Annotated in this window: 19 protein-coding genes; 7 read left to right on the forward strand and 12 right to left on the reverse strand. The window is 59.1% G+C overall.

Annotation, left to right across the window (positions count from 1 at the left end; genetic code table 11):
• The first annotated feature begins 88 nt into the window (after window positions 1-88).
• From ACURWW_RS07035 to ACURWW_RS07050, 4 genes are all read left to right on the forward strand, one after another.
• A complete protein-coding gene (locus ACURWW_RS07035; RefSeq protein ID WP_445616091.1) occupies window positions 89-1,378 on the forward strand; it encodes a ribonucleotide-diphosphate reductase subunit beta in 1,290 nt (429 codons plus the stop codon).
• A 143-nt stretch (window positions 1,379-1,521) separates the two neighbouring features.
• Window positions 1,522-1,755, forward strand: coding sequence for a hypothetical protein (locus tag ACURWW_RS07040; RefSeq protein WP_445616092.1), 234 nt, complete (start codon window positions 1,522-1,524; stop codon window positions 1,753-1,755).
• A gap of 63 nt (window positions 1,756-1,818) precedes the next feature.
• Window positions 1,819-2,232 (forward strand): hypothetical protein, encoded by a 414-nt coding sequence (locus ACURWW_RS07045; protein ID WP_445616093.1) that lies wholly within the window; start codon window positions 1,819-1,821, stop codon window positions 2,230-2,232.
• A gap of 129 nt (window positions 2,233-2,361) precedes the next feature.
• Complete coding sequence (locus ACURWW_RS07050; protein ID WP_445616094.1) at window positions 2,362-2,841, forward strand: DUF6231 family protein; 480 nt, start codon at window positions 2,362-2,364, stop codon at window positions 2,839-2,841.
• Window positions 2,842-3,098: 257 nt separating this feature from the next.
• Here ACURWW_RS07050 and ACURWW_RS07055 read toward each other — a convergent pair whose 3' ends face one another.
• Entirely contained in the window at window positions 3,099-3,692 is a 594-nt protein-coding gene (locus ACURWW_RS07055) for a uracil-DNA glycosylase family protein (RefSeq protein WP_445616095.1), read from the reverse strand.
• 187 nt (window positions 3,693-3,879) lie between these two features.
• The gene (locus ACURWW_RS07060) at window positions 3,880-4,521 is read right to left on the reverse strand and encodes a helix-turn-helix domain-containing protein (protein ID WP_445616096.1); all 642 of its coding nucleotides are present in this window, start codon (window positions 4,519-4,521) and stop codon (window positions 3,880-3,882) included.
• A gap of 171 nt (window positions 4,522-4,692) precedes the next feature.
• On the opposite strand from ACURWW_RS07060, the gene gcvP reads away from it, so the two are divergent.
• Window positions 4,693-7,569 carry an aminomethyl-transferring glycine dehydrogenase gene (gene gcvP, locus ACURWW_RS07065; RefSeq protein WP_445616097.1) on the forward strand — a complete coding sequence of 959 codons (2,877 nt, stop codon included), beginning with the start codon at window positions 4,693-4,695 and terminating at the stop codon, window positions 7,567-7,569.
• 346 nt (window positions 7,570-7,915) lie between these two features.
• On the opposite strand, the gene ACURWW_RS07070 is transcribed toward gcvP, so the two are convergent.
• The gene (locus ACURWW_RS07070; protein ID WP_445616098.1) at window positions 7,916-8,191 is read right to left on the reverse strand and encodes a M48 family metalloprotease; all 276 of its coding nucleotides are present in this window, start codon (window positions 8,189-8,191) and stop codon (window positions 7,916-7,918) included.
• A gap of 488 nt (window positions 8,192-8,679) precedes the next feature.
• Between ACURWW_RS07070 and ACURWW_RS07075 the strand changes: the two genes are divergently transcribed.
• The gene (locus ACURWW_RS07075) at window positions 8,680-12,162 is read left to right on the forward strand and encodes a hybrid sensor histidine kinase/response regulator (protein ID WP_445616099.1); all 3,483 of its coding nucleotides are present in this window, start codon (window positions 8,680-8,682) and stop codon (window positions 12,160-12,162) included.
• Window positions 12,155-13,096 carry a response regulator gene (locus ACURWW_RS07080; RefSeq protein WP_445616100.1) on the forward strand — a complete coding sequence of 314 codons (942 nt, stop codon included), beginning with the start codon at window positions 12,155-12,157 and terminating at the stop codon, window positions 13,094-13,096. The genes ACURWW_RS07075 and ACURWW_RS07080 overlap by 8 nt, the downstream gene beginning before the upstream one ends.
• A gap of 407 nt (window positions 13,097-13,503) precedes the next feature.
• Here the strand turns inward: ACURWW_RS07080 and ureG are convergent, their stop codons facing one another.
• The 9 genes from ureG to urtD form a co-directional block, all read right to left on the reverse strand.
• The gene (gene ureG, locus ACURWW_RS07085) at window positions 13,504-14,205 is read right to left on the reverse strand and encodes an urease accessory protein UreG (RefSeq protein ID WP_445616101.1); all 702 of its coding nucleotides are present in this window, start codon (window positions 14,203-14,205) and stop codon (window positions 13,504-13,506) included.
• A 64-nt stretch (window positions 14,206-14,269) separates the two neighbouring features.
• A complete protein-coding gene (locus ACURWW_RS07090; protein WP_445616102.1) occupies window positions 14,270-14,935 on the reverse strand; it encodes an urease accessory protein UreF in 666 nt (221 codons plus the stop codon).
• Window positions 14,925-15,470 (reverse strand): urease accessory protein UreE, encoded by a 546-nt coding sequence (locus tag ACURWW_RS07095; protein ID WP_445616103.1) that lies wholly within the window; start codon window positions 15,468-15,470, stop codon window positions 14,925-14,927. The genes ACURWW_RS07090 and ACURWW_RS07095 overlap by 11 nt, the downstream gene beginning before the upstream one ends.
• Window positions 15,471-15,505: 35 nt before the next feature.
• A complete protein-coding gene (gene ureC, locus ACURWW_RS07100) occupies window positions 15,506-17,209 on the reverse strand; it encodes an urease subunit alpha (protein ID WP_445616104.1) in 1,704 nt (567 codons plus the stop codon).
• A gap of 70 nt (window positions 17,210-17,279) precedes the next feature.
• Window positions 17,280-17,612 carry an urease subunit beta gene (locus ACURWW_RS07105; protein WP_445616105.1) on the reverse strand — a complete coding sequence of 111 codons (333 nt, stop codon included), beginning with the start codon at window positions 17,610-17,612 and terminating at the stop codon, window positions 17,280-17,282.
• A 17-nt stretch (window positions 17,613-17,629) separates the two neighbouring features.
• Window positions 17,630-17,932 carry an urease subunit gamma gene (locus tag ACURWW_RS07110; protein ID WP_445616106.1) on the reverse strand — a complete coding sequence of 101 codons (303 nt, stop codon included), beginning with the start codon at window positions 17,930-17,932 and terminating at the stop codon, window positions 17,630-17,632.
• Between the two features lie 42 nt (window positions 17,933-17,974).
• Window positions 17,975-18,880 (reverse strand): urease accessory protein UreD, encoded by a 906-nt coding sequence (locus ACURWW_RS07115; protein WP_445616107.1) that lies wholly within the window; start codon window positions 18,878-18,880, stop codon window positions 17,975-17,977.
• Window positions 18,881-19,573, reverse strand: a complete 693-nt coding sequence (gene urtE, locus ACURWW_RS07120) for an urea ABC transporter ATP-binding subunit UrtE (protein WP_445616108.1) — start codon at window positions 19,571-19,573, stop codon at window positions 18,881-18,883.
• On the reverse strand, window positions 19,570-20,370 hold the full coding sequence (gene urtD, locus ACURWW_RS07125) for an urea ABC transporter ATP-binding protein UrtD (protein WP_445616302.1): 801 nt from the start codon (window positions 20,368-20,370) through the stop codon (window positions 19,570-19,572). The genes urtE and urtD overlap by 4 nt, the downstream gene beginning before the upstream one ends.
• Between the last annotated feature and the right edge of the window lie 33 nt (window positions 20,371-20,403).

A 20,403-nucleotide genomic window follows, 5' to 3' on the forward strand; every position in this document is an offset into this window, starting at 1 on the left:
GCCCAACCCTGGCTGAACGGGGGCCTCATGGCTCCCGTGGCAGCGACTTGAACACACAGCAAAAACTCATTTGGTAACAGGTTTTTTTATGCTCAGTTGGGACGAATTCTACGACGATCAACCGGCGGCCCAAGCGCCGAAACCCGCTCCTCAAAAATCGACCCCTGCTCCGCAGAAAACGGCGCCCGGCGATGCGCAAGCGCCTGAAACTCCTGAGCCGGCACAAACCCCGGCGCCCTCGGTGAGCGAGCCGAGCGCCCGGTACGACGCTGATCCGGACTCGGATGCCATCGCCGCAGCAAGGGCTTCGCTGGAGAATCTTGACCCGGCGCCGGGTCTGGCGGAACTGGAAATGGGCGCAGCGCGAGTCGAGGTGGATGACAAGGCAATGATCAATTGCCGCGCGGATCTCAATCAGCTGGTGCCCTTCAAATACGATTGGGCCTGGCAGAAATACCTGGACGGCTGCGCGAATCACTGGATGCCCCAGGAAGTCAACATGACGGCGGACATTGCCCTGTGGCGCAGCGCCGAAGGGTTGAGCGAGGACGAGCGTCGCATCGTGATGCGCAGCCTGGGCTATTTTTCCACGGCGGATTCGCTGGTGGCGAACAACCTGGTACTGGCCATCTATCGCTTGATTACCAATCCCGAGTGCCGCCAATACATCCTTCGCCAGGCTTTCGAAGAAGCCATTCACACCCACGCCTATCAGTATTGCATCGAGTCCCTGGGTATCGACGAAGGCGAAGTGTTCAACATGTACCGGGAGTTGCCTTCGGTGGCCAACAAAGCGGCCTGGAGCCTGAAGCACACCCAGGCCCTCGGCGATCCCACCTTCACCACCGGAACGCCGGAGACGGACCAGGAGCTGCTGCGTAATCTGGTCGCGTTTTACGTGGTGACCGAAGGCATTTTCTTTTATTGCGGTTTTACCCAGATTTTGTCCATGGGGCGCCGCAACAAGATGACCGGCGTTGCCGAGCAGTTCCAGTACATCCTGCGCGACGAATCCATGCACCTGAACTTCGGCATTGATGTGATCAACCAGATCAAGCTGGAAAATCCCCATCTCTGGACCGACCAGTTCAAGAAGGAAGTGATTCAGATGGTGCTGGAAGGCACCGAGCTGGAAGTCCAGTTCGCACGGGACTCCATGCCCCGTGGCGTACTGGGAATGAACGCCGCGATGATGGAGGAGTATCTCCACTTCATCGCCAACCGGCGGCTCGCTCAACTGGGCCTGCCGGAGCAGTACGCGGGTGCGCAGAACCCCTTCCCGTGGATGAGCGAGATCATGGATCTGCGCAAAGAGAAGAACTTCTTCGAGACACGCGTCATTGAATACCAGACAGGCGGTGCCCTGAGCTGGGAGTAATCACCCTGCACGGGTTGGAGAAGTCCAGGAGGGACTTTTCCGGCACGGCACGGGAAGGGAGCATCGATGAAAGTGTGTTCCGCTCTCCCGCGAAAAGACCGACAGTAATTGCGCGCACAACCGAACGAGGTAGTGAAAAGCCGATGAAACCCAAAACGGAAGCCGACCGGGAAGCAGTGCTCATGGCGCTGGATCAGCTCAGCCAGACCATGGAAGTCATGAGTCAGGTGGTCAGCCGCCTGAAGCGCAGCGTGGAGCAGGCGGAGGCGAATGCGGCAAAGGCCCCCGCGGGCAAATCACCGCAGAGCGCAAAACAGCAGCAAGATCGTGCGGATTGTACTGACGCAAGCGAGGATCCCCCCACCGTTCTACATTGATCAGGTCAGAAAGCAAAGCCGTCCTCACCCGGTACACAGACCCAGTTTGGAGATCGCCCGCTTATGTTCACCCGCACTCTGCACCACATCGAAATCCGGGAACCCAAGTCAACATACGCGGTTATTCAACGTTCCCGTCGCAAGCAGCTCGCCCGAATCATCTGTCATTTGCGGGATGATTTGCACGTGACCTACCCCCGTCTCGCCATGCCCTCTCGCTGGCTGATCGAGAACCTGCTCTGCAATGTACCTGACGAAGACCTGTTACAGACTGAAAGCTGGGACACCCTGGTGGTGGAGATTCTGAAAAAAATCCGTCGCCTGGCGGACGCCAGCCTCAACAAGGAATACGAGTTCACCCGCTGCGAAGACAGCGGCCCGCTCTTCCCCAACGCGGAGCGGTTCGACCAGTGGGACGTGTTCCGCTTCTGCCAGACCCTCCTTCGCCACCTGGATCGTGTGCTGCAACAATCCTGAAGCGAAGCGCAGGTTTTTGCCGGATCATGTGAATGCCTTTTCCCCGCTCCGAGGCCTACCGCAGGAACCTCTGTGGTGAGGCGCCATCCAAAGATTCACATTTCGCTCAGCTACAGACCGGCCAGCACCATGACAGATGATCCGATCGAGCACCTGACCCATCAGCTTGAGCAACTTCAGCCGCGGAGGGTTCTGGTGGCTGCCGATCACGTTCCGGCCGTGATCAACGAATGGGCTCGGCAACACGGGGCGGAGCTGACCACCGTGTCCTCTGCACGGGACGATTGGCAGGAACTCGGCCGTTACGAATTTACCGTGGTCATTGACTACCTCGAACATCTCGACAAACCCGAGGCGCTGCAAAAGCTTGCCCGCCTGCGCAATCTGCACAGCCAGCGAATCTGGGTTCTGGTGGATCGCGACAGCACCTGGCGCTTCGGGGATTTCATCGGTCTGGGGTTTCACCGCTACGCGCAATTCGCCGGCGACGTGCAGAGCGGTGCGAGCGTCTGCTATGGCTACGACCTGGCCTCTTACAACCACATCCGAAGCTGGAACAATCCCCGGTTCTGGGCGAATCCGGAGAACTGGAACAAGTACCGCTGGTAACCGGCAGCGGACCGCAGAGATTTCCGGCACCTGCTCTGGTCAAGGGCTCACATTAGCCTCAGCCTTTTCCTACACGATGCTCAGCAATGTCGCCTATTGCCTCCTTGGCACTCTCCCCATAATACGCATCAACAAGGACGTTACAGGAACTAGCTGCCAGGACGGCAAGGTTACAGCAAGGAACTCCGATAGCGTGTAACAGCAAGGATGTAAACGGGCCATGGATTGGCCCTTTTTTTTGCCTGATCTTCAGGCAATTATCCCACCAGGCGATGGATTCGGCGGCGAAGATAAGGCACCACCTCGTCCTCGAACCAGGGGTTGGTCTTCAGCCAGCGGCGATTGCGGGGCGAGGGATGCACCAGCGGCAGCGCCTCGGGTGCGAAGCGTCGCCAGTCGCGCACCCGCTGCGCGAGAGTCGGGTAGCGCCCCTCCAGGTAGTGGGACTGGGCGTAGCTGCCCACCAGTAAGGTCAACTCGATGTTGGGCAGTGCCTCCAGCAACCTCCCGTGCCAGAGCTCCGAACACTCCGTCCGCGGCGGCAGATCGCCGGACTTGCCCCGCCCCGGATAGCAGAACCCCATGGGGATGATGGCAATCTTCCGTTCATCGTAAAAAGCTTCCCGCCCGAGGCCCATCCAGTCGCGCAAGCGGTCACCGGAAGGGTCGTTCCAGGGGACACCGGTCGCGTGAACGCGGGTGCCCGGCGCCTGACCAACAATCAGAACCTTGGCGCTGGCCGTCGCCCGCACCACCGGATTGGCCCCGAGAGGCAGCACCTCTTCGCAGACGCGACAGGCGCGCACTTCCGCCAGCAGATCTTTCAATGGAATGGTTGCAGATTTTCTCATGAAAACTATCGAAAGAATCGGGGCTGATGGTGCAAACGTGTAGGTTGGGTTAGGCCAAAGGCCGTAACCCAACAATGACCTGACCCCAGGGAAGTGCTGCGGCACGCCACAGTTTCTCACCGGCGTTATGTTGGGTTACGCTTCGCTAACCCAACCTACGGGGTTAAGGTGCAGAGTCGCGGGGCAATCAGCGAGCCGTCACCCACAGCGCCAGCGCGTCCTTTTTGCTTCGGGACACCAGGCAGTGGCCCATGGCTGCATCGTAGTACATGCTGTCCCCTTCATTGAGCAGAACAGGCTCGTAGTACTCAGTATAGACCTCGATCTGACCTTCCAGCACCAGCAGAAACTCCTCCCCCGCATGGCGCACCCAGTCGTCGAAATCCTCAAAGGACCGCGCCCGAACGCGGCACTTGAACGGCACCATCTTCTTGATGCTGAGATTCGAGGCGAGAAGCTCGTGCTCGTAGGTGGCCGTTGGATGGGGCTGCCCTTCTCCGGCGCGGGTGATGTCCCGGCGGCCGGTGGCACCGTGGCCCGGTGAAAGCGGCACGAACAACTGGGGAATGTCGATTCCGAGCCCGGCGGTCAGCTTCTGTACCGCCTGAAAGCTGGGGGAGATCTGTTCGTTCTCGATCTTGGACAGAGTGGAGCGTGCGAGCCCCGTAAGTCGGCTGGCCTCTTCCAGGGTCAACTGATTGGCCAGGCGAATCTCCCGGACCTTTTTACCCAACTGGAGCGGCTCTTCCAACGGCAGGCCGTCCTCTCCCAGGGCGTCCCGGGAACGGCGGATCTGCGGGGCTTCCGGCGTGCTGATTTTGCTGGGCAAGAGTGATCTCCGGGGCGTCTCCGAGCGGTCAGGCGGGTACTTTAGCAGATTTCCCCAATCAGGAAACTTGTGTTTCCGATAGGAAATTTTTGGTAAGATGCCCGGCTTCTCGCGGGGCCGCCACCGTCGGCCTGGCCCCCAGACTCTCTCCCGCACAACCAGGTAAATTTCATGAGCCCGATTGCCTCCAAGCCCCTTTCTCTCACCCCGCTCAGTGGTTTCGCCAAGCGCCACATCGGACCCGATGCCCGCGAAGCCGATCAGATGCTGGCAACCCTGGGGCTGGACTCCCTGGCGGCGCTGATCGACAAGGCAGTCCCTGCCAGCATCCGGACTCATGAGGAGTTGGCCTTGGACGAGCCCAAGGGGGAAGCGGAGGCTCTGGCGGCCATCAAGGCCATCGCCCAAAAGAACCGCATCTTCAAATCCTACATCGGCATGGGCTACCACGACACCTACCTGCCGCCGGTGATTCAGCGCAACGTTCTGGAGGCGCCGGGCTGGTACACCGCTTATACACCCTACCAGCCGGAGATCTCCCAGGGCCGCCTGGAAGGGCTGCTCACCTATCAGCAAATGATCGTGGACCTGACGGGACTCGACATGGCGAACGCCTCCCTGCTGGATGAGGGCACCGCGGCGGCGGAAGCCATGGCACTGTGCAAGCGCCAGGCGAAAAAGAACAAGTCGCTGAACTTCTTTGTGGCGGAAGACGTTCACCCGCAAACCCTGGCCGTGGTGCAAACCCGGGCGGAACACTTCGGCTTCCAGGTTATCGTCGGCGATCCGGCCGGTGACCTGGAGCAACACGACTACTTCGGTGCGCTGCTGCAGTACCCCGGCAGCACAGGGCAGATCCGCGACCTGGCACCCTTCATCGACACCATCCACCAGAAAGGCGCTCTCGCCACTGTGGCCGCGGACCTGATGAGCCTCGTACTGCTGACCCCGCCCGGCAAGATGGGCGCGGACATCGTGGTTGGCAGCAACCAGCGCTTCGGCGTGCCCATGGGCTTCGGTGGACCCCACGCCGGGTTCTTCGCCTTCCGAGACGAATACAAGCGTCTGGCGCCCGGTCGAATCATCGGGGTATCCGTGGACAAGCACGGAAAGCAGGCCCTGCGCATGGCCATGCAAACCCGGGAACAGCACATCCGTCGGGAGAAGGCCACTTCCAATATCTGTACCTCTCAGGTACTGCTGGCGCTGATCAGCGCCTTTTACGCCATGTATCACGGGCCGGAAGGACTCCGGGAAATCGCCGAGCAGATTCACCGCCGCACGAAGAGCCTGGCTGCAGCGTTGCGCCAGCAGGGATTCAACCTCGAGAGTGAATCCTTTTTCGACACCATCACTGTCGCGGTGGGCAAGCAGCAGGACGCAATCTATCAGCGCGCCCAGGATCAGGAAATCAACTTGCGCCGGGTGGGCTCCGACAAACTGGGCATCAGCCTGAACGAGATGACCAGCAAAGGCGATGTCCTGCAACTGCTGGAATGCTTCGCGCCGGACGCTAAAATCGGCGGCGAGCCCGACGGCCTGGGAATTCCCGCCAGCCTGCGTCGCGATGACGTGATTCTGGGGCATCCCATTTTCAACAGTTACCACAATGAAACGGAAATGATGCGCTACCTCAAGCGCCTCGAGTCCCGGGACGTCGCCCTGAATCAATCCATGATTCCGCTCGGCTCGTGCACCATGAAGCTGAACGCCGCAGCGGAGATGATGCCCATCACCTGGCCAGAGTTCGGCCGCATGCACCCCTTCGCACCCATTGAGCAGGCCGAGGGCTATCGGCAACTGTTCACGGAACTGGAACAAATGCTCCAGGCCTGCACCGGCTACGCCGCCATCAGCCTGCAACCCAATGCCGGCTCTCAGGGTGAATACGCGGGCTTGCTGGCGATCAAGAAGTACTTCCAATCCCGCGGTGAGACCCAGCGAACCATCTGCCTTATCCCATCCTCCGCCCACGGCACCAACCCCGCCTCGGCACAAATGGCGGGCCTGAAAGTGGTGGTGGTCAAATGCGATAGCGAAGGCAACGTGGACCTGGCGGACCTGCACAGCAAGGTGGAGAAACATGGCGACACGGTTGCCGCACTGATGGTGACCTACCCCTCCACCCACGGCGTGTACGAAGAAGGCATCCGCGAGATCTGCGAGACCGTCCACTCGGTGGGCGGCCAGGTGTACATGGATGGCGCCAACCTCAATGCCCTGGTGGGCCTGGCCGCGCCCGGTGAAATCGGCAGCGACGTATCCCACCTGAACCTGCACAAGACCTTCTGCATTCCCCACGGTGGCGGCGGTCCCGGCATGGGCCCCATCGGCGTGGCGGAACACCTGAAACCCTTCCTTCCCTCCCATCCGGTGCAGCCGGTGCCCGGCACCGATGCAACCAGCGGCACCATTTCCGCCGCTCCCTGGGGCAGTGCCAGCATCCTGCCTATCAGTTGGATGTACATCAAAATGATGGGGCGTGACGGGATGCGCTCGGCGACTGAATACGCCATCCTTAATGCCAATTACATGGCGCGCGCGCTGGAGCCCTATTACCCGATTCTGTACAAGGGCCGCAACGGGTTTGTGGCCCACGAGTGCATCCTCGACCTGCGCCCGCTCAAAGAGGCAACGGGCATCAGCGAGGAGGACGTGGCCAAACGGCTGATGGACTTCGGCTTCCACGCGCCCACCATGTCCTTCCCGGTGGCCGGCACGTTGATGATCGAGCCCACGGAAAGTGAATCCAAGGCGGAGATGGACAAATTCATCGAAGCCATGATCACCATTCGCCAGGAAATCGACGACGTTGCAAAAGGCGTGTACTCCGCGGAGAACAACCCGCTGGTCAATGCACCCCATACCCTGCACGACCTGACCGCCGCCGACTGGCCCCACGCCTACAGCCGCGAGAAGGCAACCTTCCCCGCCGACTACCTGCGCGAATACAAGTACTGGCCCAGCGTGAACCGCATCGACAACGTCTACGGTGACCGTAACCTGATGTGTACCTGTCCGGCGGTGAGTGATTACGAGGAAGCCTGAAGCTGATAATTAACACCAAATAAGTTGGAAGCAATGAAATTGGAAACCGGCCAATGGAGTTGGAAACCGGTAGCAAAGAGGTCTTGACGAAGGTTTGTTGTCGACTTTTGGCAGGGGCAGGGATGCTCTTATGCCGGCGGGATTTACTCAGTCGCCGCGATTTGCGGTAACGTTGGACCGCTAGCGGACAGCCCGTTCGATAGCAGCGCGTTTTACACCCTGTCCACTAGTCCCTCACAAATACTGTTTGGAGTTCGTCACACATTTGCGCTTGGTTAATGGTGCGGTGACGTAGTCTGAAATCGCAGGCAGACTCAGTGAGCAATTGCAGGTCGGCAAACAGCTGCTATGCATAGCCCGTCTTGAAAGGGCCGAGCCCCAGCGGCAATAATCCCAGCTGCGCCGCGACCATGCGCCGATTATCCCTGCGCCGCTCGTGCCCGCCTTCATGCGCAAAGACAATATCCAGTTCTGTTTTTCTGCAGCTCGATACCAGCCCCCGACTGACATAAATCCTGGCCCGCCACCAGCCGAGGGTGAACACCAGCGGTTCATCCTGGTACAGCAGCAGCGGCGCGAGTATCCAGGCTCGCTGCAAGCCACTCGCTACGCCGGGCTCCATCGCGAACAATGTTCTGCGCAGACGCGGATAGAACAGTCGAGCGAGCTGGGCGAGCCCGAAGCACAACCCAAATACCACCAGCGAGAAGAGCCAATCAAATCAATCATCTTTGTGGCCCTCCTCGCTCGTTTCCTGCTCTCCCTTGCTGACGATCAACTGCTCCAGATCATCCACATTAGCACCAGGCCCCGCATCACAGGGCAAGCCGCAGCCAGACGGAGCCACCTACAAACGGCGGTCTGACACACCACTCTCTAGATGTATTCCGCCCCCGATCACTTAAATCAGATCTCCCAACCAACAAATCATGCCCCTCCACTACTGGAAACTGAATTACAGGTACGAATGTTGCTGTTCAGCCAGAGTGTTCTGTAATTACCCCTCACTATCAGGATTTCACCCGTATTCATGATTGACGATGCTCGGAAAAGGGGCGGGCAGGGGATGCCGGCACCAAAAACTGTCACGACAGGTTTCGGCGGAAACTGATGCGGGCCTCGCAACAAATTTTTCGGGCCAGGCGCGAATACAACATCTGGGTCGGCAACGAAACCCTGGAAGACTATGCCCTGCGGTTTACCGCCAAGAAGTCGCGGCACTGGAGCCTCGACCAGGTTGCGATAACCGCCCTGGGCGCGACCGCCTTCATGGCCCTGGAAGCCATCGCGGCAGCCATTACCCTGAACTACGGGTTCGTCAACGCGGTGAGCGCAATGGTGGCCGTTGCCATCATCATTCTGCTGACCGGTTTCCCCATCGCCTACGCGGCCGCCCGGCACGGGCTGGATATCGACTTACTGACCCGGGGCGCGGGTTTCGGCTATCTCGGGTCCACCCTGACCTCATTCATCTACGCGTCCTTCACCTTCATTTTCTTCGCAATCGAGGCCGGCATACTCGCCTCCGCATTGCAGGCGCTGCTGGGCATTCCACTGCCGCTTGGCTACGTGATTTGCGCGCTGGCTGTCATTCCGGTGGTGACTCACGGGATTACCGCTATCAGCAAATTCCAGGTGGGAACCCAGAACCTGTGGCTCGCCTTGCAACTGATCGCCCTGCTTGCCGCGGGTATTGTCGAGTTTGATCGACTCGGGGAATGGATGGCCTACGCACCAGCGGGCACCGGCACCGGAGCCGCGACGGAAGCTGGGTTCAGCCTGGCCCTATTTGGTGCGTCGGCCGCGATCCTGTTTTCACTGGCGCCCCAGATCGGGGAACAGGTCGATTACCTGCGCTTCATGCCGCCAAAGACCAGAGAAAACGCCCGGAGCTGGTGGTTCTGGCTCAGCCTCGCGGGCCCCGGCTGGATACTCATTGGCCTCGTCAAAATGCTCCTCGGCTCCTTCCTCGCCTGGCTCGCCTTCGCTGGCGGCAGCAGTGCAATCCATGCGGCCGACCCCACTTACATGTATCAAACGGCTTTCGCCTATCTGGTGCAGTCCCCCACCGCTGCCCTGATCATCGCCGGCGTGATGGTGTTGATCTCGCAGATGAAGATCAACGTCACCAATGCCTATGCCGGTTCGATCGCCTGGTCCAATTTCTTCTCGCGGCTCACGCACAGCCATCCGGGCCGCGTGGTATGGCTCGTGTTCAATGTGGCGATTGCGTTGACTCTGATGGAGCTGGGCATTCATCATGCCCTGGAATCCATTCTGGGCCTGTTTGCCATCGTCGCGCTGAGCTGGTTGGGCAGCCTTGCAGCTGATCTGATCATCAACAAGCCTCTCGGTCTCAGTCCGCCGCACGTGGAGTTCAAACGCGGGCACCTTTATGACGTGAACCCAGTGGGCGTAGGCTCGATGTTACTGGCGTCCACGATGGGGGTGCTCGCGTACTTCGGCACGTTCGGCGAAGTGGCCGGTCACCTCGCGCACTTCATCAGTCTCGCGATCTGTTTTTTGGCCGTTCCCGCCATCGCGGTACTCACGAAGGGCCGCTACTACCTGGCCCGCCAATCGCCTGAGATCGACGAACTCATCGAAGCCGCGAATCTGCGTACGGCGAACGCTGATGAGCAGAGCCACGCCACGGTTCTTGAATGCTGCATCTGCGAGAATGCCTTTGAGCGGGAAGACATGAGTTTCTGCCCAGCCTATCAGGGAGCGATCTGCTCACTGTGCTGCTCCCTCGATTCCCGGTGCATGGACAGCTGCAAGACGCAGGCAAGGTTCTCCCAGCAGCTGACCCGACTGCTCCATAAGGTTCTTCCGAAATCGCTTCTCGACATCGTCAACGGGCGACTCGCCCGATTCCTGGCGGTGTTGTCGGCCTCCGCCATCGTCATAGCCTCGATTCTGGGATTGATCTACTACCGGATGCAGCCGCAGACCGGGGCCGAAGTCCTGCTGCTCCAGGACACCATGATCAATGCCTTTTTTCTGTTATTGATCGTCTGCGGGGTGATCGCCTGGCTGTTCCTGCTCACTCACGAGAGCCGGGTGGTAGCGCAACAGGAAGCCACGCGGCAGACTCAGCGCCTGATGATGGAAATCGACGCGCACGACGAAACCGACAAACAACTCCAGCAGGCAAAAGAACTGGCGGAACGCTCCAACCAGGCAAAGAGTCGCTACCTCACGGGCATCAGTCACGAACTCCGCACACCGCTGCACGCAATTCTCGGCTATGCCCAGCTGCTCAGTGAACGGGACGATATGCCGGAGAGGCACCGGGCTTCACTGCTGACCATCAAGCGCAGCAGCGAATACCTGGCCGATCTGATCGAGGGTCTCCTGGATATCTCCAAGATCGAGGCAGGCCGACTCGATATATATCGCAACACAGTGAACCTGCCCGAATTGATAGATCAATTGATTCACTTGTTCCGCGATATGGCGATAAAAAAAGGAATCGACTTCAATTGCCACATTTGTGGTCGCTTGCCGGAATTGGTGATTACCGATGAAAAACGCCTGCGGCAGATACTCATCAATCTGCTTTCCAACGCCATCAAGTATACGGAGGAAGGCCGAGTGGACTTTCGTATCCGCTATCGCAGCCATGTGGCGGAGTTTGCAATCGAAGACACCGGCGTCGGTATCCATGGAAAGGACCTGCAGCGAATCCTGGATCCTTTCGAACGCGTTCGCGGCCCGGGCGTCCCCAACGTCTCGGGCAGCGGTCTCGGTCTCACCATCGTGCGTCTGCTCACGGACATCATGGGCGGCGAGCTGAAGATCCGAAGCATCCCCGGCGTGGGTAGTTGTTTTACTGCATCCTTGATGCTGTCGCCTACCCACGGCCCCGTGGACAAGACTCTTCCCCGCCAGCGCATCGACGGCTATCACGGACCGCGCCGGGTAGTCATGATCGTCGATGATGAACCGGTTCATCGCGGTCTGCTGTCGGAAATCCTCAGGCCGCTGGGCTTCACCATCGTAGAAGCTTCCGATGCAAGCAGTTGCCGCGATCTTCTCCTGCAAACAACGCCTCACATTTTCCTGCTGGACGTGAGCATGCCCGGCTCCGACGGACTGCAGCTGGCGAAACTACTGCGCAAAGCCGGCTACAAGCAACCCATCGTCATGATCTCCGCCGACGCCCAGGAGCGCCATCGCAATCCGCGGGAAGTCGCCTTTCATGACGGTTATCTCGTAAAGCCGGTCAACAATCAGCAGTTGCTCGACTGTATTGGCCACTTTCTGCGGCTGGAGTGGACACTAGCCGCCAGCGACGACGCATCTCCGGCAACACTGATCAGACAGTCCGGCGCTGCCCTCAAGGGCTCGCTGTCAATAGCAGCCAGAGCAGCCAGTGCCCCGGTTCTGACGCGGCAATCAGTCGACCATGTACTGATAAGGGAGCTGATCGCCTATGCACAGATCGGCTACAAAAAAGGCGTCAATGAAAAGCTGGAACAAATTGCCGCCGCGCACTTGCTTGACGAAGAAGCCCTGCGCTACTTCAAACGGCTGGCGGCCAGTATGCGTTTTGACAGGCTGGTAGAGAGTATTGAACTAAATGAATGAACGTCCCAACGTAGTCCTCGTCGTCGATGACTCGCCCGAGTCCCTCGGAATGGTAAACGATACCCTGGAGCAGGCTGGCTACGATGTGCTTGTAGCATTAGAAGGCAAGCAGGCACTCTCCATCGCCAAACGCATCCGACCCGACGTGATCCTGATGGATGCGATCATGCCTCACAAGGACGGGTTCGACACCACACGCGAGCTGCGCGAAATGCCGGAACTGTCGGCGGTACCAGTCATCTTCATGACCGGTCTGAGCGACTCGGAAAGCGTGGTTCGCGGCCTAGAAGCCGGAGGCGTGGACTACCTGACGAAGCCCATCCGCCCCGATGAACTGCTGGCAAGAATGAACGTTCACCTGAACAACGCACGGCTCACCAGCAGCGCATTCACTGCACTGGACTCCACCGGACAATATCTCTTATCGGTGGACCGAAACGGTCATATTCTCTGGGCTACGCCCCAGGTACACGCCCTCTTCGCCCGAGCGCGAATCACGGAAAGCTGGCAGGAAACCGAATTAGCTTTCAAGATCGATGAGTGGCTGAGACACAAGCCGGATCCCGGCCAGAGCATCGAAGTAAGCTCACCTCCCGAGAAAACTCCCAAGTCCCGCAGCAGTGAGAAGAGCCTCTCGCTCACACTGGTTCAGATCCTGAGCGCCAACGAAATCCTGTTGAAGCTCTCGCAGGTTAGTAATATCTCCGGCGAAGAGCTGCTGAAAACGAAGCTGAATCTCACCCGACGCGAGTCCCAGGTACTTTTCTGGATCAGTAACGGCAAAACCAATTGGGAAATCGGGCAGATCCTGGAAATGAGTCCGCGCACAGTTAACAAGCATCTGGAGCAGATTTTTCCGAAGCTGGGGGTACAGAATCGCACGGCGGCGGCGAGGATTGCGTTGAGTGCGCTGGGGGAGGCGCAGGGGGCGTGATTTGGTGGTGAGCTGTGAGATGAGAGATGTGAGATCAGCTTGACTCTCCTGCCTTCGTCATTCCGGACAAAGGGCGGAATCCACCTACAGTGCGCGCATCCAGCCCGCCGTTTGCCGACGGGGAAAGCGTTTCGAAAACGCGTAGATTCACCCCTTCGCCAAACGGGGCCGAAGGCACTCAACTGCACTACGTCCTCAAAACCGCTCTTTCCGTCGGACCACGGCACGCTTGTTCGCACGTCCTGTTCCACGAAGGGCAATACCCACCAAAAACAAAACGGCAGCGACAAACCAGGCAAAGTGCATAAAGTCATGTGCAATCCCGGAAGACGGCCCATGACCTTCGTGGCTCCACGCTAGGCTGGAAAGGATCGTAAGCACCATACCCACTTTGATCTTGGTAACTCTCATTTCACCCCTCCGGTCATTACCTCTGTCGTACCTGTGTTGTTCAGTGCGAAACCGCTAAAAGAGGGTGGCAACTCGCGTTTTGGCAGCATGCCTTCCTCCACAATGAAATTGATCACCTGGTCCACGCCTGCACCGGTTTTTAGGTTTGTGAAAACAAAGGGTGCGTCGCCACGCATGCGCTTGGCGTCTTCACGCATGACATCCAGTGATGCGCCAACCAGGGGTGCAATGTCGGTCTTGTTGATGATCAGCAAGTCCGAGCGAGTGATACCCGGTCCCCCTTTGCGGGGGATTTTGTCTCCGGCCGAAACATCAATCACATATAGAGTGAGGTCGGACAGTTCGGGGCTAAAAGTTGCACTCAGGTTGTCGCCGCCGCTCTCGACAAAGACTAGGTCGAGGTTCTCATGCCTGCGCATCAGCTGGTCAATGGCCGACAGGTTCATGGACGCATCCTCGCGGATTGCCGTGTGCGGGCAGCCGCCTGTTTCTACACCAATGATTCGATCCGCGCTCAGCGCGTCATGGCGAGTAAGAAACTGGGCGTCTTCATGGGTGTAAATATCGTTAGTGACCACGGCCATGTTGTAGTAGTCGCGCAGGGCCTGGCACATGACCCGCAGCAAGGCGGTTTTTCCCGAGCCTACCGGGCCGCCGACGCCGACGCGCAGTGTTTGCGCTGGTCTGTTGGTTGACATGCTTGTCTCCTTCCTCAAATGTTCTCAGCGTCAATGAGAAGTGCTGAGCAAATTGTCGTGGCTTTCACGAGCGGAACAGCCGCGTGTACTGATTTTCGTGGCACATGCTGGCGATGGTTAGCCCCGGCAAACTTGCGCCTATCTGATCGTCAGCTATCGAGCCGCCTAAATCGAGTACAGACGGGATCTGTTCCTGCAGATTGTGCAGAAGCACCTGTGCTTGGGCTTGTCCCAGTGGCATCAGCTTGGTTGCGGCCACCACCTGATTCTCCAGCCACGACCATACATAGCCGAGCGCGGCGCTGCGCGGGTCGATGTTCCAGTGGTGGGCGGCATGAGCGAACCCCGTCAGGAAGCTGAGCGAAGCGATCCCGCTGGTGAGGGGCACGTCCAACTTCGGCAATAATCGCTGCAAGGCTTCACCTGCGGCGGTATCACTCAGTTGCAGTTCCCGGGTTTCGCGACAGGCCAGGAGGAAGTCGTTCCAGTAGCGAATCGCGACATCGTCGCCCTGCGCGATCGACTCAGCGAGACGGTACACCACCGGTATATCCACGGTGGCCATGGAGTGACGAAGCTGCATGGACACCCAGTTGCCGATTTCCCGTGCGTTGTTGATCCAGCGTGCGTCAATGGCGTATTCCAGGCCGTGTGAAAAAGCGTAGGCACCGACCGGCAGGTTGGCACTGGCCAGATGCAGAAGCCGCAGCAGAGCGGCGTCAGTGCTCATGGGTTTTCCCGTTTCCGTTCAGGCACAGGTAAAGAGGTCTCTCGTCATGAGAATGGTGGTGATCACCGTGGCTCTGGTCATGGCCGCCATGAGAGCTGTGGGAATGAGAACCGGCGTACGCCCCGGACACCGGGACGAACAGATGTTCGCCATGGGTGAGCGTCATGCCGAGCATGGTGAGCATTTCTTCCAAAACATGGTCCGGCAGGATGCGCAGTCTGCGCGGCCCCATTTGCACTTTTACGTGCCGGTTGCCCAAGTGATAGCAGGCAAGGCTGAATGTCTCCCAGTCCTCGCAGGTGGCAGTCACCACCGGTTCCATGGCGCCCTCCACGATGATGTACTGACCACATTGCGTGCGAAGGCATTCGCCGATCTGCAGCGGTGTGCCGCGCTCCAGGAATATGCGCAGCTCTTCGCCGTCGGTCGTGATGGTGCGCAACCGTCCGCGGTCGCGCTGCAGATGCGTGAGGATCACCCTGCGCGGCGGTGCAGCCGGGAATTCGGTTCCAAGACGTTCATAAACTTCTAGCACTATGGCCTCCGGCCTGAGCATTGAATCAATTAGCCCTAAAAAAGGTTGTAAAGCTGCGCAAGCGGCAGCACCGATGCGGGTTCGCAGGTGAGCAGTTCACCGTCGGCCCGCACTTCATAGGTTTGCGCATCGACTTCGATGGTCGGCAGCCAATCATTTAGGATCATGTCCTGCTTGCGCACGCTACGGGTGTTTCGACAGGCCACCAGTTGCCGCTGCAGACCGAGCCGGTCACGAACTCCTTCGGCCAGTGCCGCCTGGCTGGTGAAGGTCACCGAGAGCGCGGCGGCGGCCCGTCCGAAAGCGCCGAACATTCGGCGGTAGTGAACGGGCTGCGGCGTGGGGATCGATGCGTTGGGATCGCCCATCGGCGCGGCGGCGATCATCCCAGACTTGATGATCAGGGCCGGCTTACTGCCAAAGAATGCCGGCCTCCATAACACCAGATCCGCCATCTTTCCGACTTCGATGGAGCCCACTTCGTGGGCAATGCCGTGGGTCAGCGCGGGATTGATGGTGTATTTAGCAATGTAGCGACGGGCACGCACGTTGTCGGCAGCGCTCGTGTCTTCCTTCAGGGATCCGCGCTGTACTTTCATCTTGTGCGCGGTCTGCCAGGTACGCGTGATGACTTCACCCACACGTCCCATGGCTTGGGAGTCGGATGCGATCATGCTGATTGCGCCCAGGTCCTGCAGAATGTCTTCAGCGGCAATGGTTTCCTTGCGGATGCGCGAATCGGCGAAAGCCACGTCTTCGGGAATGGACGAGTCCAGATGGTGACAGACCATCAGCATGTCCAGATGCTCATCCACGGTGTTCACCGTGTAGGGACGCGTGGGATTGGTGGACGATGGCAGCACGTAGGGGTAACCGCAGGCGCGAATGATGTCCGGCGCATGGCCGCCACCGGCGCCTTCAGTGTGATAGGTATGAATCGCCCGGTCCTTGAAGGCGACAATGGTATCGTCGACGAAACCGGATTCGTTCAGCGTATCGGTGTGGATCGCCACTTGAATATCGAAGGCTTCCGCCACGTTCAGACAATTGTCGATCGCGGCGGGCGTGGTGCCCCAGTCTTCGTGAAGCTTCATTCCACAGACGCCGGCGCGCACCTGATCCTCCAAAGCCTCGCGCCGGCTGGCGTTCCCTTTGCCGAGAAAACCCAGGTTCATGGGCATGTCGTCGGTGGCCTGCAGCATTTTTCCGATATTCCATGGGCCCGGCGTGCACGTGGTAGCGTTGGTTCCAGTGGCCGGGCCGGTGCCGCCGCCGAGCATCGTGGTGATTCCGCTCATCAGGGCTTCGTCGATTTGCTGCGGACAAATGAAATGAATATGTGCATCAATGCCGCCAGCGGTGAGAATGCAACCTTCGCCGGCGATTATTTCCGTTCCGGGGCCGATGACGATGTCCACCGCATGCTGCACATCCGGATTGCCGGCCTTGCCGATGGCGGCAATGCGGCCGCGCTTTACGCCAACATCCGCCTTGACCACTCCCCAGTAGTCGAGAATCAGCGCGTTGGTGATAACCAGGTCCATGACCTTGTCCCCGGCCTGCTGGCTTTGGCCCATGCCGTCGCGAATGACCTTGCCGCCGCCGAATTTTACTTCGTCGCCATAGACGGTCATGTCTCTCTCAACCTGAATCCACAGTTCCGTATCGGCCAGGCGGACGCGGTCGCCGGTGGTCGGGCCGAACATTTGCGCATAGGTTTCCCGATCTATTCTTGTCACATTGTTCTCCGGTCTACACGAACAGCTTACGTTACGAGCGACTATTTAAATTCCGGGTAGTAAAACGATTTCAGAGTGGACCCATGACTTCGCCGCGAAATCCATACACCCGTTGGTTTCCAGCGTAAGCCACCAGATCCACTTCCCGGCTCTGCCCCGGCTCGAAGCGCACCGCGGTGCCGGCAGCGATGTTCAGGTGAAAGCCGCGCGATTTTTCACGGTCGAAACGCAGTGCGGGGTTCACTTCGTAAAAGTGATAGTGGGAACCTATTTGAACCGGACGATCGCCAAGGTTCTCTACCCGCAGAGTGACTGTGTCCCGACCTTTGTTGATTTCAATCGGATCCGCGCCGACCTGAATTTCGCCCGGCTTCTTTACGGGTGCTGGAGTATCGGATTGCATAGCATTTCTCGCTCAGATCAGTTGATCGGATCGTGAACCGTCACCAGCTTGGTGCCGTCGGGGAAAGTGGCTTCCACCTGAACTTCATGTATCAGCTCGGCGACACCCTCCCTCACCTGATCGGCGCCAAGTATCTCCTTGCCGTAGGCCATCAGCTCGGCGACCGTTTTGCCGTCCCGCGCGCCTTCGATGATTTCCATCGAGATCAGCGCAACCGCTTCCGGGTAGTTGAGTCTCAATCCGCGGGCGAGGCGTCGCTCCGCCAGTAGTGCCGCGGTGAACAGAAGCAGCTTGTCTTTCTCTCTCGGTAGTAGTTCCATTGATCTGCCTCGCCTCTTTATGCGTTGCTATCGCCCGCGCTTCTATGTGGACCAGATTCGCGGGTGCCTGGCGTCGCGTTGGTTCAACACGGGCCGGACACATTCCCATATTGAGATAAACAACTTCCGCGCCTGCTCCGAGCAGGGCCCAAGATAACGAGCGACGACGAGGTCGTTGAGCTTTGAAACACCTGCGAGGGCACCCTTTGGCAATGCCGCTGTCCGTTCGCGCAGCTCATGAATTAGAGCGTCCACATCGTCATCGCCCGACGCAAAAGGACCCGCCACGAAAATGCCGCTTACCGGGCAGGACTGCATGCCTGCCGCAGCGGTCGCGAGGTCGCGCGTTGCATCACCGAGCACCAGATTTTCCACCAACACCGGGCGCTGTTCGCGAGAGATCAGCAAGCGCTGATTGAGACTACCCTGATCGAAGCGAGCCTGCTTGGCCGGCAGTCCCAGACAGGTGATCTCCCAGCCGGTAAAGCGACTTTCGGCGGCGAGCTTCACTTGCGTGAGCATGCTGGCGTGCGCGTCGGGATAGACAATAGTTTCCTGCGGCAACCACTCCATGGAAGCGCCGGCCGCCACATCGATCGTATTGATCTGCTGTTGCAGGCGGCGGTCGGAACGAGCCCGGTAGACACGACCCGCACCGGGCGTGGTCAACAGGACCTGAGCCGCCGGGTTCAGCCGGACATTGATTTGCAAACGATCACCGGAGACCAATCCGCCTGGAGGGTGCAGGAGGTAAACGTGGGCCAGCTCCGCGCCTTCGGGATAAAAAGGCTTCTGTACGCAAAGCGGTCCGCTGTGCGCGTTGCGTACCAGTCGGCAACCCCGATCACGCTGCTCGAAAGCCAGGTCGAGGCTCGCCTGCCATTGACCGGCACGGTGCAGGTCTTCGGCCTGCTGCAAGGCATTCAGGGGCAGTGCCAGTGAATTCATCTAGACCGCCAAGTGCCGCTCAATGAGGCTCTCGCTTAATCGGTCCATGGTGTCGCCAGCCACTACCCTTCCTTTTTCCATCAGCCGAAATTCCTTGCCAACCCGGCGCGCGAATCCCAGCCTTTGCTCCACCAATATCACGGTGAGTCCCTCCGCGTTGAGTCTGGTGATCACATCGCCGATCTGGCTGACGATGTTCGGCTGTATTCCCTCATTGGGTTCGTCAAGAATCAGAACGCTGGGTTCAATCACCAGGGCACGGCCGATCGCCAGCTGCTGTTGCTGGCCGCCCGACAGGTCACCCCCACGGCGGTGCAGCATTTCCGCCAGCACCGGAAAAAGGTCGAAAATCTTTTGCGGAATCCGGCGCAGGCCGTCCTTGCGACAGGGCAGTCCGATGCGCAGATTTTCTTCCACCGTCAGCTTCGTAAAGATATCGCGCCCCTGAGGGACGTAACCAATTCCCAGGTTCGCGCGGCTGTGCGCCGGCATCTGTTGGATGGGCTTGCCTTTGAAAAGAATCTCCCCGCCACTGACCGGCAACTGACCCATTAGGCATTTGAGCAAGGTGGTTTTGCCGACGCCGTTGCGACCCATGATGCAGGTACAGGAACCCTTCTCGATGTCGAGATCGAGACTCCACAGTATCCGGGAGTCGCCGTAGCGCTGGTCCAGCTGTTTGACTTGGATCATGCGCCCTCTCCCAGATAGACCTCGATCACCTTCGGATCATTCTGAACTTCGTCCATAGTGCCTTCCGCCAGTACGCTGCCCTGGTGCAATACGGTTACGGTTCGCGCGATGCTGCGAACGAACTCCATGTCGTGCTCCACGACCACCACGGTGCGATCACCGGCAAGCGAGGTCAGCAGCTCGGCGGTGCGCTCGGTTTCCTGTGCGGTCATGCCCGCCACCGGCTCGTCGATCAGCAGCAGACGCGGATCGGAAGCGAGCAGCATGCCGATTTCCAGCCACTGCTTTTCGCCATGGGACAAGGCACCTGCCTGCAGATCGCGCTTGGCCTGAAGGCCAACAAGGTCGAGCACTTCATCGATCCGGTCGCGCTGGTCGCCACTGAGCTGCGCAAACAGAATGTCCCACACACCTTTGCGGCATCTGAGCGAAAGCTCGAGGTTGCTGAACACGGAGTGCGATTCAAACACCGTCGGCTTCTGGAACTTGCGGCCGATGCCCAGTTGCGCGATTTCCGCTTCATCGTGACGCAGCAGGTCGATGGTCTGCCCAAACCAGGCCTGACCGCTGTCGCAGCGGGTTTTGCCGGTAATCACATCCATCAGCGTGGTTTTGCCGGCACCGTTGGCGCCGATCAGGCACCGTAGTTCGCCATCGTTGATATAAAGGTTCAGATCGTTCAGGGCTTTGAAGCCATCAAAGCTGACTGTGACACCCTCAACATAAAGAATCACCTTGTGCGAAACGTCGAGGGGGCGATCCACCTCGTTATGCCAGGTCTTTCTGAACCCTGGCATGAAGTTTCGCAGCGGCGCTTCAAGCATTTCAGG

It is taken from the genome of Gilvimarinus sp. F26214L (genome assembly GCF_054401055.1).